The 14,433-nt window shown below is 65.0% G+C and carries 17 protein-coding genes; 12 read left to right on the forward strand and 5 right to left on the reverse strand.

Going from position 1 to position 14,433, the window contains the following annotated elements; all coding sequences use genetic code 11:
- Nucleotides 1-458: 458 nt before the first annotated feature.
- From QA609_RS17380 to QA609_RS17395, 4 genes are all read left to right on the forward strand, one after another.
- Nucleotides 459-680 carry a hypothetical protein gene (locus tag QA609_RS17380; RefSeq protein WP_278303876.1) on the forward strand — a complete coding sequence of 74 codons (222 nt, stop codon included), beginning with the start codon at nt 459-461 and terminating at the stop codon, nt 678-680.
- A gap of 38 nt (nt 681-718) precedes the next feature.
- Nucleotides 719-2,011 (forward strand): histidinol dehydrogenase, encoded by a 1,293-nt coding sequence (gene hisD / locus QA609_RS17385; protein WP_278303877.1) that lies wholly within the window; start codon nt 719-721, stop codon nt 2,009-2,011.
- An 88-nt stretch (nt 2,012-2,099) separates the two neighbouring features.
- Complete coding sequence (locus tag QA609_RS17390) at nt 2,100-2,315, forward strand: hypothetical protein (RefSeq protein ID WP_278303878.1); 216 nt, start codon at nt 2,100-2,102, stop codon at nt 2,313-2,315.
- Between the two features lie 110 nt (nt 2,316-2,425).
- Nucleotides 2,426-2,800, forward strand: a complete 375-nt coding sequence (locus tag QA609_RS17395) for an iron-sulfur cluster assembly accessory protein (protein ID WP_278303879.1) — start codon at nt 2,426-2,428, stop codon at nt 2,798-2,800.
- Here QA609_RS17395 and QA609_RS17400 read toward each other — a convergent pair whose 3' ends face one another.
- Nucleotides 2,801-3,001, reverse strand: coding sequence for a dodecin (locus QA609_RS17400; RefSeq protein WP_005555208.1), 201 nt, complete (start codon nt 2,999-3,001; stop codon nt 2,801-2,803).
- A gap of 133 nt (nt 3,002-3,134) precedes the next feature.
- On the opposite strand from QA609_RS17400, the gene QA609_RS17405 reads away from it, so the two are divergent.
- Nucleotides 3,135-4,340 (forward strand): alanine--glyoxylate aminotransferase family protein, encoded by a 1,206-nt coding sequence (locus QA609_RS17405; protein ID WP_278303880.1) that lies wholly within the window; start codon nt 3,135-3,137, stop codon nt 4,338-4,340.
- A gap of 29 nt (nt 4,341-4,369) precedes the next feature.
- On the opposite strand, the gene QA609_RS17410 is transcribed toward QA609_RS17405, so the two are convergent.
- Nucleotides 4,370-4,675: a hypothetical protein gene (locus QA609_RS17410; protein ID WP_278303967.1), complete on the reverse strand. Its 306-nt coding sequence runs from the start codon at nt 4,673-4,675 to the stop codon at nt 4,370-4,372.
- Between the two features lie 209 nt (nt 4,676-4,884).
- Nucleotides 4,885-5,124, reverse strand: coding sequence for a DUF5816 domain-containing protein (locus QA609_RS17415; protein WP_278303881.1), 240 nt, complete (start codon nt 5,122-5,124; stop codon nt 4,885-4,887).
- 137 nt (nt 5,125-5,261) lie between these two features.
- Between QA609_RS17415 and QA609_RS17420 the strand changes: the two genes are divergently transcribed.
- Nucleotides 5,262-5,675, forward strand: a complete 414-nt coding sequence (locus QA609_RS17420; protein ID WP_278303882.1) for a universal stress protein — start codon at nt 5,262-5,264, stop codon at nt 5,673-5,675.
- A 3-nt stretch (nt 5,676-5,678) separates the two neighbouring features.
- On the opposite strand, the gene QA609_RS17425 is transcribed toward QA609_RS17420, so the two are convergent.
- The gene (locus QA609_RS17425; RefSeq protein ID WP_278303883.1) at nt 5,679-6,668 is read right to left on the reverse strand and encodes a mechanosensitive ion channel family protein; all 990 of its coding nucleotides are present in this window, start codon (nt 6,666-6,668) and stop codon (nt 5,679-5,681) included.
- Nucleotides 6,669-6,799: 131 nt separating this feature from the next.
- Here QA609_RS17425 and QA609_RS17430 point away from each other — a divergent pair, with 131 nt between their 5' ends.
- The 6 genes from QA609_RS17430 (at nt 6,800) to QA609_RS17455 (ending at nt 14,072) form a co-directional block, all read left to right on the forward strand.
- A complete protein-coding gene (locus QA609_RS17430; RefSeq protein ID WP_278303885.1) occupies nt 6,800-7,864 on the forward strand; it encodes a TrmB family transcriptional regulator in 1,065 nt (354 codons plus the stop codon).
- 145 nt (nt 7,865-8,009) lie between these two features.
- A complete protein-coding gene (locus tag QA609_RS17435) occupies nt 8,010-9,470 on the forward strand; it encodes an extracellular solute-binding protein (protein ID WP_278303886.1) in 1,461 nt (486 codons plus the stop codon).
- The gene (locus QA609_RS17440) at nt 9,460-10,488 is read left to right on the forward strand and encodes a sugar ABC transporter permease (protein ID WP_278303887.1); all 1,029 of its coding nucleotides are present in this window, start codon (nt 9,460-9,462) and stop codon (nt 10,486-10,488) included. Before QA609_RS17435 ends, QA609_RS17440 begins: the two co-directional genes overlap by 11 nt.
- Nucleotides 10,488-11,573, forward strand: coding sequence for a carbohydrate ABC transporter permease (locus QA609_RS17445; RefSeq protein ID WP_278303888.1), 1,086 nt, complete (start codon nt 10,488-10,490; stop codon nt 11,571-11,573). Before QA609_RS17440 ends, QA609_RS17445 begins: the two co-directional genes overlap by 1 nt.
- A 6-nt stretch (nt 11,574-11,579) precedes the next feature.
- Nucleotides 11,580-12,767 carry an ABC transporter ATP-binding protein gene (locus tag QA609_RS17450; protein ID WP_278303889.1) on the forward strand — a complete coding sequence of 396 codons (1,188 nt, stop codon included), beginning with the start codon at nt 11,580-11,582 and terminating at the stop codon, nt 12,765-12,767.
- Nucleotides 12,768-12,998: 231 nt separating this feature from the next.
- Nucleotides 12,999-14,072, forward strand: coding sequence for a Gfo/Idh/MocA family oxidoreductase (locus tag QA609_RS17455; RefSeq protein ID WP_278303890.1), 1,074 nt, complete (start codon nt 12,999-13,001; stop codon nt 14,070-14,072).
- Nucleotides 14,073-14,075: 3 nt separating this feature from the next.
- On the opposite strand, the gene QA609_RS17460 is transcribed toward QA609_RS17455, so the two are convergent.
- The gene (locus tag QA609_RS17460) at nt 14,076-14,378 is read right to left on the reverse strand and encodes a HalOD1 output domain-containing protein (protein WP_278303891.1); all 303 of its coding nucleotides are present in this window, start codon (nt 14,376-14,378) and stop codon (nt 14,076-14,078) included.
- Nucleotides 14,379-14,433: the final 55 nt, after the last annotated feature.

The following is a 14,433-nucleotide window of genomic DNA, read 5'->3' on the forward strand; positions in this document are numbered from 1 at the left end:
GCCGGAACTCGTATCCGGAACGGGGTCGATCGTAGCCGTCGAAGTCAACTACCGCCCCCGTATGGGAGCGGTCGGGACGGGATGGAGCGCCTGCCTCCGCGCCGGGATTCGGCCGGAGGGAACGCGGCGGGTGCGCCACGTCGTTCGCATTAGTGACGAGTGCCCGGTGTATATATAAGGCCGTCGTCTCGGCCGGCGAGTGAGCCACGTTGGTCGTTCCCGAGCGGGCAAGTCACAGGGGAGGGTCGGATCTTCCTGCGCTCGAGCGAGCGTGTGGTTCGATCGCGCTTCGGAAGGGAAGTCAGCGAAACGCGCACGGGACGGTAAGACGGATTCGAGACTGGCCCGATCCCGAAATCCGATCTCGAGCTGGGCACCCTCCAGAGGTGCGGTCGTCTATTTCGTCCTCCTCAACCGTGATCGGTACGATTTAGCGGTAACGGGCTGTAGGGTCGCGCATGGATCGTTCGGGGTTCGTCAGACTCGCCCTCGTCGCGCTTGGACTCGTCGTCCTGAGTTTCTTCGTTCGCGGGTTCAGCCAACTGCTGTTCGGTCGTGGCGTCGCGGAGGTGCTCCAGGCACCGTTCGCCGTGGTCGGGTTCGCGTTGCTGGTCTATCTCTTCGTCAGGGCGACTCTCGACGCGACCGGGATCTGGCCGATCGAACGCTCGGAGTCGTGATGGAAACGGTTTTTCGAACGCCGCGCAAAGGGCGGGATATGACAGTCGAGATGCGGGAGATCGCCGATCTCGGACCGGACGACCGGGTCGCGTTCTTCGAACGCGACGCCGGTATCGAGGCCGTCAGAGGAGACGTCCGGGAGATCGTCGACAGAGTTCGGGAGGAAGGTGACGTCGCCGTTCGGGAGTTCACGAGCGAGTTCGACGGCGTCGAGGTCGGCAACCTCGAGATCACCGACGACTGCGAGCGCGCCCTCGAGGCGGTCGACGACGAGCTGCTCGAGGCCATCGAGACGGCCGCGGCGAACGTCCGGGAGTTCCACGAGGCCCAGCTACCCGAGGACTGGCGCGAGGAGTTCGCCGACGGGCGTGAGCTCGGACGGCGATTCCGCCCGCTCGAACGGGTCGGCGTCTACGTCCCCGGCGGCTCGGCGGCCTACCCCTCGAGTGCGATCATGGGCGTCGTTCCGGCGGTCGTCGCGGGCGTCGACCACGTCGTCGTCGTCACCCCGCCCGCGGAGGAACTCAGTCCGGCGACCCTGGCGGCGATCCACGTCGCGGGCGCGGACGAAGTGTTCAGCGTCGGCGGCGCGCAAGCTGTCGCGGGACTGGCGTACGGAACCGAGACGATCACGAACGTCCAGAAGATCGTCGGACCCGGAAACAAGTGGGTCACGGCGGCCAAAGCCGAGGTTCGAGGCGACGTCGAGATCGACTTCCTCGCGGGGCCGAGCGAGGTCGTCGTCGTCGCCGACGAGACGGCCAACCCGGAACTGGTCGCGAGCGAGCTGGTCGCCCAGGCCGAACACGACCCGAACGCGGCGGTCGTGGCCGTCACCGACGACGAGGCGACCGCGGCGGCCGTCGCCGACGCCGTCGACGAGCAGGCGGGCGCACGCGAGCGCGAGGACGTGATCAGAGACGCGCTTTCGAACGACGCCAGCGGCGTCCTGCGTGCCCGCTCGATGAGCGAGGCGATCCTCTTTACCGAATCGTACGCGCCAGAGCACCTGTCGATCATCGCAGCGGACGACGAGTCGATCCTCGAGCGGATCGACAGCGCGGGTAGCGTCTTCCTGGGTCCGGAGACGCCAGTTGCGGCAGGCGACTACGCGAGCGGAACGAATCACGTGTTGCCGACGAACGGTTCCGCGCGGCTCACCGGGGGCCTCTCGGTCGAGACGTTCCTGCGATCGACGACCGTTCAGCGCCTTTCCTCGGAGGGGCTGTCCGATCTCGGCGAGACGGTGACGACCCTTGCCGACGCGGAGGGACTCGAGGCCCACGCCGAGAGCGTTCGACTTCGACTCGACCGGGAGCGGGACGCGTAGTCCGACCCTACGTGCAGTAGGCACCGTCGATACACGTCACCAATCTGTGATTGGTTTTACGTAGTTGCGGGTCACAGTACCAGAGGAGATGGAGCCGTGTCAGGTCGATCCGACCGATGCACGCGTCCTCGAACGAAACTACGATTACGCACAGAAGAACGTTCGACTGCTCTCGATGTGGTACGAGTGCGAGCTTGAACGGATGATCAAGCTGCTCGCCGAGAACGACGTCGAGCTCTCGGCGAACGACGAACGGCTGTTCGGGACGTACTATCGGTCGGTTCAGCAGCGCTCGCGCGTATAGAGCGAAACGGGGTATCGTGACTGCCGATGGGACCGAGAGCCGTGCTGATCCGTTCCGCCAACGTCAGTTTCGGCGTCAAGGTTAACACCGTTGCGCGGGAATGGTCCTACATGAGCACCGATAGCGCTGACGGCGCGAGCGCGGACACGCGTCCCGAGATTGAGGTAACGGAGTCGGCAGCCGAGCAGGCGCTGTCCCTGCTCGAGAGTGAGGGGCTCGATGCTGGGGTAGCTGGCCTTCGGCTGTTCGTTCAGCAGGGCGGCTGTGCGGGCCTGTCCTACGGGATGCGGTTCGACGACGCGCCCGACGACGACGATACGATCTACAAACACCACGAGCTACGAGTGTTCGTCGATCCGGCGAGTCTCAAGTACATCGAGGGAAGCATCCTCGACTACGAGAGCGGACTGCAGGCCGAAGGGTTCCACGTCGAGAACCCGAACGTCGTCAGCGAGTGTGGCTGTGGCGAATCGTTCCGAACGTAGCTACTCCTCGAGTTCGAACGCGACTGTTACTTCCGCCTGGTACTCCCGGTTCTCGGCGCTTGCGATCTCGACGCCGAGTTCGTCGACCTCGACCCAGTAGACGTTCTGGAGGGTGTTCTCCGCGCGGTCGATCGCGTCGTCCGCGGCGTCGTCGAAGCTCTCCGTACTCGTGCCGATCAGCGTGATCTTCTTGAATACCATCGCTCGTAATCGTACACCGCTGCGGGTATTCAATGTATGGTCGGTGATAGCAAGACGGCGGCGTCCGAGACAGTCTCAACCACCCCGCGGACGGTTCGTCAACGCTTTTGAGATCCCCGTCGCAGTACGAGACATGAACGGCTTCGACGATTCGATCGACGTCAGCGAAATCGGCGAACTGACGCCGCCGAACCGGACGCTGATGGGGCCGGGCCCCAGCGACGTCCACCCCCGTGTGCTGCGAGCGATGAGTACGCCGCTCGTCGGCCACCTCGATCCTTCCTTTGTCGAGATCATGAATGAGGTACAGGAGCTGCTCCGGTACGCGTTCCGGACCGACAACCAGTGGACGATCCCGGTCTCGGGCACCGGCTCGGCAGCGATGGAAGCGGCGATCGGTAACGTCGTCGAGCCCGGCGACACGATGCTGGTACCGACGAACGGCTACTTCGGCGGTCGGATGGCCTCGATGGCTCGCCGCGCCGGCGGCGACGTCGTCGAAGTCGACGCCCCGTGGGGCGAGCCCCTCGAGCCGGCGGCCGTCTCGGACGCGCTTGCCGAACACGACCCCGACGTCTTCGGGTTCGTCCACGCCGAGACGAGCACGGGCGTGCTCCAGCCCGACGTCGCCGAACTCACGGCGGCCGCTCACGACCACGACGCGCTGGTGATCGCCGACACCGTCACCTCGCTGGGCGGGGTCGAACTCCGCGTCGACGAGTGGGACGTCGACGTCGCCTACTCCGGCCCACAGAAGTGTCTCTCCTGTCCGCCGGGCGCGAGTCCGCTGACGCTGTCCGAGACGGCGATGGAGAAGGTTCTCTCCCGGGAGGAGGAGCCCCGGTCGTGGTACCTCGACCTCTCACTGCTCGAGGGGTACTGGGGCGACGAGCGCGCGTACCACCACACCGCACCCGTCACGAACGTCTACGCGCTGCGGGAGGCGCTGCGGCTGGTCGCCGAGGAGGGGATCGAACAGCGCTGGGAGCGCCACGAGCGCCTGGCCGGCGCGCTGAAAGCCGGCGTCGAGGGGATGGGGTTGGAGATGAACGCCCCCGAGGAGTACTGGCTGCCGAGCCTGAACGCCGTCCGAGTTCCCGACGGGATCGACGACGGCGAGGTCTGTACGGAACTGCTCGAGCGCTACGATCTCGAGGTCGCGAGCGGGCTCGGCGATCTGGAGGGGGAGATCTTCCGCGTCGGCTGTATGGGCTACTCCGCGCGACCGAAGAACGTCGTCTACACGGTGACGGCGCTCGGGGACGTCCTCGAATCGATGGGAGCGGACGTCGACCCCGGCGCCGGCGTGACCGCGACACGCGGGGCGCTGGAGGAGTAGCGTCGCTCAAAAACGTGGGCGCGCGGGGATCAGGCGGAGATGCGTGGTCCCGGCGGGACGCGTTCGACCTGATAGTCGTCGCCGTCGACGACGATGATCGCCCACTCGTAGTTCGGGTTCGTGCGCTCGAGTTCGCGCTCGAGCGCGTCGGCGTCCTCCGGTCGGGCGACGAAACAGTGGAACTGTCCGGTCGCGGACGGAAGCTTTCCGGGCTCGAGGACGGGGTTGACGTGGACGACCTTCCACTTTCGTTCGGCGCGGAACACGGGGCCAGTACCTTCGACGGTGTAACCCAGGTCGGCGAAAATCGACTTGGCCTGTTCGACGAGACGCATGTTAACAGGTCCCATTCAGTACAGAGTATGTGACCCACCCTCATAAATCTAGGTCTGGCACATGCATTCGGCTCGGGAGCAAAAAACCGCGAACTAATCCCGACGATCGAACAACGAGTGCAAACCGACTGTCGGGTCGAACGACAGTAAGCCGCGATTGTCGTCGGTAGTCGCCGAGCGTGGCACGTCGTCGCTCGAGTCAATCGCGGTTACTCGTGGGCGGCGTCCCACTCGGTCGGCTTTCGGAAGTTCCCACATTTGTTGCACTGGATACGGCCCATCGAGTCCATCGCGTTGTCGAAGCTCTCGCAGTTGGTACAGAACCAGCCGTACCGTCGCCGTGCCTCGGGCGACTCGTAGGCGACGAGAAACGGTCCCTTGGATCCTCTGTCGCCGTCCGTTTCCGAGACGTAGACGGTGTCGCCGTCGGCGGTCGACCTCGTTTCCATACCGGTCGATAGTGGCGCTCGGAGTAAAGGACTGTCTCTCCGGGACCGTGCGAGTTAGTCCCTTCCGTGTGAAAAATTGGCGTGTAGAACTGTCCCAACTGAAAGGTTTACCCGGGCGGATACCGTTCGAATGTGTGATGACGCTGGTCGTGGTCCCCGTCCGATACCCCCTGTCGAAACACTCCAGACGAACCCTCGAGCGCGCGATCGAGGTTGCTCGCGAGCGCGAGGCGGAGCTGACGATCCTGCACGTCGATCTCTACCAGAACGGCAAGAAGGTAAGCCGCATCGACCTCAAAGAGGCCGTCGAGTCGACGTTCGGTCGGATCGAGAACGCCCGGTACGTCGTTCGAACCGGCTTTCTCGTCGAGGAGAGCATTCTCGACGAGGTCGCCGCCGAGGAGGCCGACGCCGTCGTGATCGGAACCAAACAGGCGAGCCGGCTGCGCCGCCTCTTCCGTCGGTTTACCGACAATCCTGACATCGACGGCTACCTGCGAAGACATCTCGACTGTGAGGTCATCACCGTCGAGGGAGCTCGCGCGAGGTAACGACTACCTGTCGGGGTTGGCTGTGTCGCCGTCGGCGTCAACTGAAGGACCGACGTCCGGACGGACCGACCGGGGATCGTCGACGACCACTCTTGCGGTTCCGCTGTCAGCATCGAAGACGTGGTGACGGTGGGGGTAGGCGAACTCGATATCGGCGTCGGCGAAGCGTTCGCGGACCGCCGTCCGCACCGCCGACCGGGCGACCGCCTGCTTGTAGGGGTGTTGAACCCAGAAGAACAGCTCCAGCACGATGCCGTTGTCGGCGTACTCGCGGACGTTACAGATCGGGGCGGCGGCGTAGCGTGCGCTTCCGATCCGGATATCGGGCCCACCGGTGATGACGACGTCGACCGACCGCGCCGCCCGCTTGGCGTGGCTGCGGGCGGCCTCGAGGTCGCTCTCGTAGGTGATCTCGAACTCGAGGGAGAGCCGCGTTCGTTCGTCCTCCGCCGAGTAGTTGATCACGTCCCGCTGCTGGATCTCGGAGTTCGGAATGACGATGAAGGTGTTCTGGACGGTGAAGATCTTCGTGTACCTGATCGTGATGTCCTCGACGAACCCGGTGTGGCCCTCGTCGACGATCTCGATCATGTCGCCGATCTCGTAGGGTCTGTCGGCGAGAACGAACAGGCCGTTGACGAAGCTCCCGACGAGCGGCGCGAGGACGACCGCGACCACCGCCGAGATGACGGTCACCGACAGCAGGATCTGCGTGTCGCCGACGCCGAGAATGCTGGCGACGACGATGAGGGTCACGAACAGGACCGAGAACCTGACCGCTCGCAGGACCGTTCGCGTCACGCTCGGGCGCTCGATGCGGCGCGCGACGGTCCGACCGGTCAGCCGAACGACGAGCTTCGAGAGGTACCAGCCGACGACGACCACGACGGCCGCGAGGAGAAGCTGGCCGACGATTCCGGGAATCGCCTCGGGAAGTATCTCGTTGGTGCGCTCGAGGGCTTCCTCCTCCGGAACCTGTGCGACCTCCAGCATGGCAGCACACTCATGGCCGGCGTGGTTAAGGGTTCTGACCGTCATCGACGCCGAACGGTGACTCGGTTTTCGAACGCGGTAGTACTCGCGTTGTAATAAATCATTTATCCGTCCGAATCCTGCCATCGGGTATGGCACCAGACGAACTTCGCTCGACCGTCGAGCGAGTCGGGGATCGGTTCAACCTCGGCGAGTACGAGATCGACGCCTACCTGACCGTCCTCGAGCAGGGACAGCTGACCGCAAGCGAGATCGCGGATCGGACCGAGATTCCCCAGCCCCGCGTCTACGACACCGTCCGCAGCCTGAGCGATCGGGGGCTGGTCGAGCTGCGCGAGTCCCGACCGATGAAGGTCGTCGCGATCGATCCGGCCGACGCCTTCGACGAGGTCCAACACTCCCTCGAGCAGATGATCGACGAGCTCGAGGCCCGGTACACGGCGCCCGCGCGGGACACGGAGGCGGTGTCGCTCGTCAAGTCCCGCTCGACGATCCTGCGATATCTCGAGGAAATCATCGCGGACGCCGAGTACGAGCTCTCACTGTCGCTGACGCCCGATCTGCTCACTCGATTCGAAGACGAGCTCTCGGGGGCACTCGACCGGGGCGTGAGCATCGATCTGATCGTGACGCCGGCCGCCGAGGCTCCGAGTCCGGACGACTTCGACTACACCGCTATCGCGACGACGACGCGTGCCCGACGCGGGATCACAACGCCGGTGCTTGCCGTCGCCGACGGCAACTACTCCATCTACGCGACCCAGGACGCGCTTCGGGACGACAAGGACCGCTACGGCGTCATCTTCAACCGCTCGGCGCTCGGGTTTCTGGTGTCGGGCTTCTTCGGCACCGTGCTCTGGACGACCGCCGAGGAGACGCTCGGCGAGGACGCGGATCCTCGAAGCTATCCGCGGAAGTACGCCTCGATCCGGCGCTGCGTGAAGGACGTCATCGAGGAGGGAGGAGAGTTCTACGCGACGATCGTCGGCCAGGACGTCGCCGTCGGCGGTCAGCGAGTCGTCCGCGGCCAGATCATCGACGTCTCCTTCGAGGTCAGCGAGGAGGTCGCCGCGATCACCCTCGAGAACGAGGACGGCTCGGAGGTGACGGTCGGCGGCCGGGTCGCCGCCCTCGAGGACGTCGAGGCTCACGAGATCCACATCGGTCGACACCGACCGCCCGAACTCGAGGAGTAGCCACTCGAGTGGGGCTACCTCGGAGCGATCGAATCGCCGATTGTAACGGTATTCGCCGATTACGCGGTCCGTTCGTGGAGATTTTCACCGCATTGTGACCTTTATACGCCAACGATTAAGGTTCTGAGAGTGGTCCCGAACAGGGATGGTGCAAGACAGGTGTGAACACACAGCACCCACCAGCGTCTCTCGTCGATCGTTCGTCGCGGCGGCCTCGGTAGCCGGCGCCGGATCGGTCGGGATAGCGGGATGTCTCGGGCGCGGCGCGGAGGAGGGAGCTGTCGTCGTCTACGGCGACACCGACTTTCAGGACATCATGGATCCGGATGGGGAGCTACATCAGGCGCTCTGGGATGCGGGTCTCGACGAGGCTATCACCGTCGCGGTCCGCACCGGACCGGACGAGACCGAACAGCGAAGATCAGCCGCACAATCTGCGCTCCAGGCGAGCCGGTCCGAACCGGACATCTTCATGATGGACAGCGGGTGGACGATCCCGTTTATTCTGCGCGAACAGACGGTCGCTCTCGAGGATCAACTCTCGGGTGACACCGTCGACCTGATCGAGAACGACTACCTCGACGCCGCAGTCGAGACCGCTCGCCATCCTGAGACCGGCGAACTCCACGCGCTGCCGCTGTTTCCCGACTTCGGGACGATGCAGTTTCGACGGGATCTCGCCGAGGATGCCGGCTACGACACCGACGACTGGGGGACCGAGCCGATGTCCTGGCAGGAGTTCTCAGAGGTCGCGGCCGACGTCCGCGACGACTCCGGCGTCGACTTCGGGTTCACCACGCAAGCGGCTGCCTACGAGGGACTCGCCTGCTGTACGTTCAACGAGGTGATGAGCACCTGGGGCGGCGCGTACTTCGGCGGCCTCGACGAGCTGTTCGAAGCGGGCGACCGCAACGTTACGGTTACGGAGGAACCCGTCATCGAGGCGATCCGGATGATGCGGACGTTCATCCGCGGCCAGGAGGACGAGTACGCCCTCGAAGGCTACGAGCAGATCGCTCCGAACGCGATCGTCCAGTACACCGAGGAGGACGCTCGCGGTCCCTTCGCGGCCGGCAACGTCGTGATGCACCGCAACTGGCCGTACTCGATCGCGATCGCCCACGAGGAGGGGATGGGCGACGACGTCGGGATGATGCCGATGCCCACCGGCGTCGAGGAGGGGCAAGCCGAGTACGACGGGGTCGGCGGCACCAGCGCGGCGCTCGGCGGCTGGCACCTGACGCTGAATCCCGCGAGCGAGAACCAGGATGAGGCGCTCCAAGTAATGAACGCGTTCGCGACCGAGGAGGTGATGCTCACGGTCTTTGCGGTCCAGGGCTGGATCCCCCCGATCGTCGAACTGCTCGAGGAGGTCGATCCCGAGGAGACCGGTCCCGTCGCGGAGTACGCCGAGACCATTCGGATCGCCGGTGAGAACGCCGTTCCGCGACCCGTGACCGATATCTGGCCGGAGCAGTCGGCCCACATCTATCAGGAGGTCAACGGGGCCTACCGAGGCGTGAAATCGCCCGAGGAGGCGATGAGCGATCTGGCGGATCGACTCGAGGCCAGCGAGGCCGACATAGGTGAACAAGATGACCAGTGATACCGATACGGGGATCGGCAGCGAAACCCCCGAACGCGAACGAACGGGCAACGCCGTCGTCAACTGGATGGAGGGGCTGAGCGAGGCGGCCTACGCCTACCTCCTGTTGATCCCCTCGTTCCTGTTGCTCGCCTTCATCGCCTTCTACCCGCTGCTCATGACGTTCGTCATGTCGCTGCGGGAGGACCGAACCCGGGGTGCGGAGACCCTTGGCGGCTTCGTCGGGATCGAGAACTACGTCGACGTGCTCACGGGCGACGTCAGGCTGGCCCAGCAGTTTCTGGACGTGTCGCTGTCGGCGTCGTTTCCCTTCGTCGACTTCGGCGTGCCACTCCTCCAGCAGGCGCTGTTCGTCACTCTCGGCTTCGCCGTCATCAGCGTCTTCTTCGAGACGGTGTTCGGCTTCGGGCAGGCGCTGATCCTCGACCAGGAGTTCCGCGGTCGGCGCTGGGTTCGGGTCGCGATCATCCTCCCGTGGGCCGTCCCGATCGTTATCCAGGGGATGATCTTCTTTTTGCTGTTCCAGCCGGAGGTCGGCTTCGGGACCGACCTGATGCAGTGGCTCGGCCTGTTCGGACCGAACCCGCTCGCCGACAGTGGGGACGCGTTCGTCATCGTCCTCGTCGCCGACATCTGGAAGTCGACGGCGTTCATGGCACTGCTGATCCTCGCGGGGCTCCAGAGCGTCGACCGGAGCCTCTACGACGTCGCGCGCGTCGCGGGCGCCTCACCCTGGCAGCGGTTCAAACTGATCACGCTGCCGCTGATCCTGCCCGCCCTGCTGGTCGCGATGCTGTTCCGGACGATGGACGCGATGCGCGTGTACGGGTTGATCGAGTCGAGCGTCGGCTGTACGACGGTGCCGTCGCTGACCTGCATGGTCGTCGAGGCGATGTTCGGCGGCACGCGCATCTTCGGCACCGCGGCGGCCGTGGCGTTCATGACGGCGCTGGTGATCGGGCTGTTCATCTCGGTGTACATCGCCCTGTTCCGGGACACGGAGGCGGGATTCTACTGATGAGACCGAACGACCACGACGCGACGCGAGACGACGGAACCGGTTCCGGAGCGAGCGACGGCGGCGGCGGCTCCGCCGGGAACCGACGGGATCCGCACCACCGCCTCCCCGACGGCGGCCGGGCGCCGAGTCGGCTCGCCGACGGTGGCGCGACGCTCGGGGCCGGCGGCGACGCCGAACTCGATCGCGGTCCGTTCTCGCGGTGGGTCGACCGATCGATCCAGAACCCCCAGCGCGTCTACCGGGCCATGTTCTACGTCGTGGCGATCTTCTTCCTCTTTACGACGCTGTTCCCCTTCTACTGGCTGCTGATGGTCGCGCTCACCCCCGAAGGCCAGCTTCAGGACATCGTCTTTACGCCGAACGGGTTCAACCCCGGCGCGTTCGTCGAGGTGTTCCAGACCCTGCCGTTCCACTGGTACATGTTCAATAGCTTCGTCATCGCGACGGCCTCGACGGTGTTGGTACTGGTCGTCGCCAGCCTGGCTGGCTACGCCTTCGGTCGGCTCGAGTTCCCGGGGAAGACGCCGCTCATGCTGCTCGTGTTAGTCGTGTCGTTCTTCCCGCCGGCGGCGTTTTTCATCCCGCTGAACGACCTGTTCAACACGCCGGTTTCGGTCCTCGAGCCGGTGATGAGCGACGGGACGCTGTACAACACCCCGGGAGCGATGGTGATGCCGATCTCGGCGATCTTCATGCCGCTGGCGATCTTCATCCTCACGACGTTCTACGCCCAGATCCCCGACGGGCTCGAGGACGCCGCTCGGGTCGAGGGGACGACCCGGCTGGGCGCGCTGTTTCGGGTCATCATCCCGCTGTCGGCACCCGGCGTCGCGACCGCGGGCGTGTTGACGTTCATTGCGGTGTACAACGAGTTCTTTTTCTCGTATCTGATGACCGACGGCGAGCCGGCGAACTGGGCGCCGATCCTCGAGGGCATTCTGGGTTACCAGGGCCAGTACGAGATCCTGTTCAATCTGATGGCTGCCGCGAGCATCATCGGCGTGCTCCCGGTCGCGATCCTCGTGATCGTGGCCCAGGAGAAGATCGTCAGCGGGCTCACCGCGGGCGCACTCAAGGAGTAAGACACTATGGCACGAGTACGACTCGAACACGTTACGAAACGGTACGACGACGTCGTTGCGGTCGACGACATGAACGTCGAGATCGAGGACGGGGAGTTCGTCTGCCTCGTGGGTCCCTCCGGCTGTGGGAAATCGACCACGATGGAAACCATCGCCGGACTGACCCGCCCCTCGGAGGGGACGGTGTACATCGGCGACACCGACGTCACGAACCTCGCTCCCAAGGATCGGGGCGTCGCGATGGTTTTTCAGAACATCGCGCTGTTTCCCCACATGGACGTCTTCGACAACGTCTCCTTCGGCCTTCGCTTGCGGACGTTCGACGACGAGGAGGTCGAACGGCGCGTCGAACAGGCCGCAGACATCGTCCAGCTCGAGGGGATGCTCGATCGGATGCCCGACGAGATGTCCGGCGGCCAGCGCCAGCGGGTCGCGATCGCCCGCGCGATCGTCCGCAACCCGGACGTCTTCCTGATGGACGAGCCCCTGGCGAACCTGGACGCCAAACTCCGGGTTCACATGCGAACCGAGCTCCAGCGACTCCACCGCGAACTGGAGACGACGATCATCTACGTCACCCACGACCAGGCCGAGGCGATGACGATGTCCGATCGGATCGCCGTCATCAACGCGGGCGAACTCCAGCAGATCGATCCGCCGCTGGTCTGTTACAACGAGCCCGCGAACCTCTTTGTCGCCGGCTTTATCGGCTCGCCGTCGATGAACTTCGTCCAGGGCGAGGTCGTCGCCGACGGCCTCGAGACGAAGAACTTCGATCTCGAGTTCGACCCCGCGGGAGTGGCCGGCGTCGGCGTCGGCGACGACGTCACGCTCGGGGTTCGACCCGAGGACGTCCACCTCTCGAGGGACGCCGACGATCTCTCCCAACCGACCAGGGAGATCGAGGTGACGACCGACGTGCTCGAGCCGATGGGCGACGAGATCTTCGTCTACCTCGTGCTCGACGAAGGGGCCGAGCGGACGATGGAGGAGGATCCGCTGGACTCCCCGGACCAGCTCCTGATGAGCGTCTCGCCGGACACCGACATCAGCGAGGACGAGACCCTCGAGGTCGTTCTGGACGGGTCGAAGATCCACCTGTTCGACACCGCGAGCGGCGAGGCGCTCGTTCACGGGATCGCCGATCGCTCCGGGTCGGAGCCCGGAACGGCGCCGACCGAAGCCGAAGACTGAGTTTCGTCCCGTTACCGAGTCGACGGTTTCGACCGCAACCGGACGGCAGCGGCGGGCCGATAGACTCACTTACACAGAGGATAGCTATCAGTAGACACAGCGAAACGCGTTCGTGTCACGGGAGGCGTCAGTGAACGAACGACGGAACAAAGGAAATCGAATACCAAGCCCCGCACGACTCCTCGGATTCGAACCGCCGATCGAACCACCACACCCACAACGTATGACCACATGACAACAGCACGAGGCGACATCAGAACCGGTATCGTCGGACTCGGGAACATCGGTCGCTACCACGCCGAACGCCTCCTCGAGCTCGACGTTCCGCTGGTCGGCGGGATGGACGTCGCGGCCGACGCGCGAACCCGTTTCGCGCGCCAGTACGACGTCGACGTCTACGACGATCACCACGAACTGTACGACGCCGTCGACGCCATCATCATCACGACGCCGAACAAGTACCACGAAGAGTACGCTGTCGACGCCTTCGACCGGGGCCTCCACGTCCTCCTCGAGAAACCGCTCGCTCACTCCCTCGAGAGCGCCGAGCGGATCGCGAGCGCTGCGACCGGCAGCGACGGCTACTGCATGGTCGGCTTCAACAACCGGTTCGCGAACACGGTTCGGATCGTCAAAAACCGGATCGACCGCGGTGAACTCGGGGACGTCTCCCACGTCGAGGCGAACTACGTCCGCCGACGGGGGATTCCGGGGCGCGGATCGTGGTTCACCCGACGCCAGATCGCGGGCGGCGGTGCGCTGATCGATCTCGGCGTCCACGCCATCGACCTCTCGCTGTACCTGCTCGGCGATCCTCCCATCGCGGAGGTAACCGGCGTCACCCGCGGCGAGTTCGGTTCTCGAGAGGAGTACGCCTACCTGGACATGTGGGGCGACGACGCGGGGCCCGCCGGCTTCGACGTCGACGACTCCGCCAGCGCGTTCATCCGGACCGCCGACGATCGAACGATCTCGCTCGAGGTCGCCTGGGCGACCAACCGTCCGGAGAACAACGAGTTCGTCGTCCGCGGAACCGAGTCCGCGGCGGTGTTTGACCTCCTCGACGGCGATCTCTCCGTTCACTCCGCGAGCACCGCCGGCCCGGACCACCTCGAGGATACCTCGATCGAGACCCGACAGAACGACACTCACACCGAGGAACAGCGGACGTTCTTCGATTCGATCGCGGCCGGCGAGGTCGGCGACGAGAGCATCCAGCAGGCCCTGACCGTCCAGCGAGTGATCGACGGGATCTACCGCTCGAGCGAAACGGGTCGAACGATCGCGATCGGCGAGCAGGAGTAGGGCTCACTCGCGAAAGCAGCCGACGACCGTCTCTCCGGTCGACGGATCGGTCACGTCGACCCTGCCATCGCCGGAGACGGTAATGTCGTAGTCGGCGTACTCGAAGGAGAGCGACGCACCGCCCGAGGAGTCGCCCCGAAACAGCGCGTCGAGTGCCTCGGGATCGACAACGGTGTACAGCGGCTCGTAGGCCGGCGGCTCGACCGCCGTTACGTCGATCCCCTCGTGTCTGGCGATCGCCTCGATGGTCGCCCGCGTCGGACGGTCCGCTCCGTCGGCCGCTGACGGATCGCTCGGAGCGGTCATACGAGCAGTACCAGACAGCTGCCGATAAGGGTAGTGGTCCGTGTACGTTTCTGAC

The sequence above is a fragment of the Natronococcus sp. A-GB7 genome (assembly GCF_029688865.1).
Classification (GTDB): domain Archaea; phylum Halobacteriota; class Halobacteria; order Halobacteriales; family Natrialbaceae; genus Natronococcus.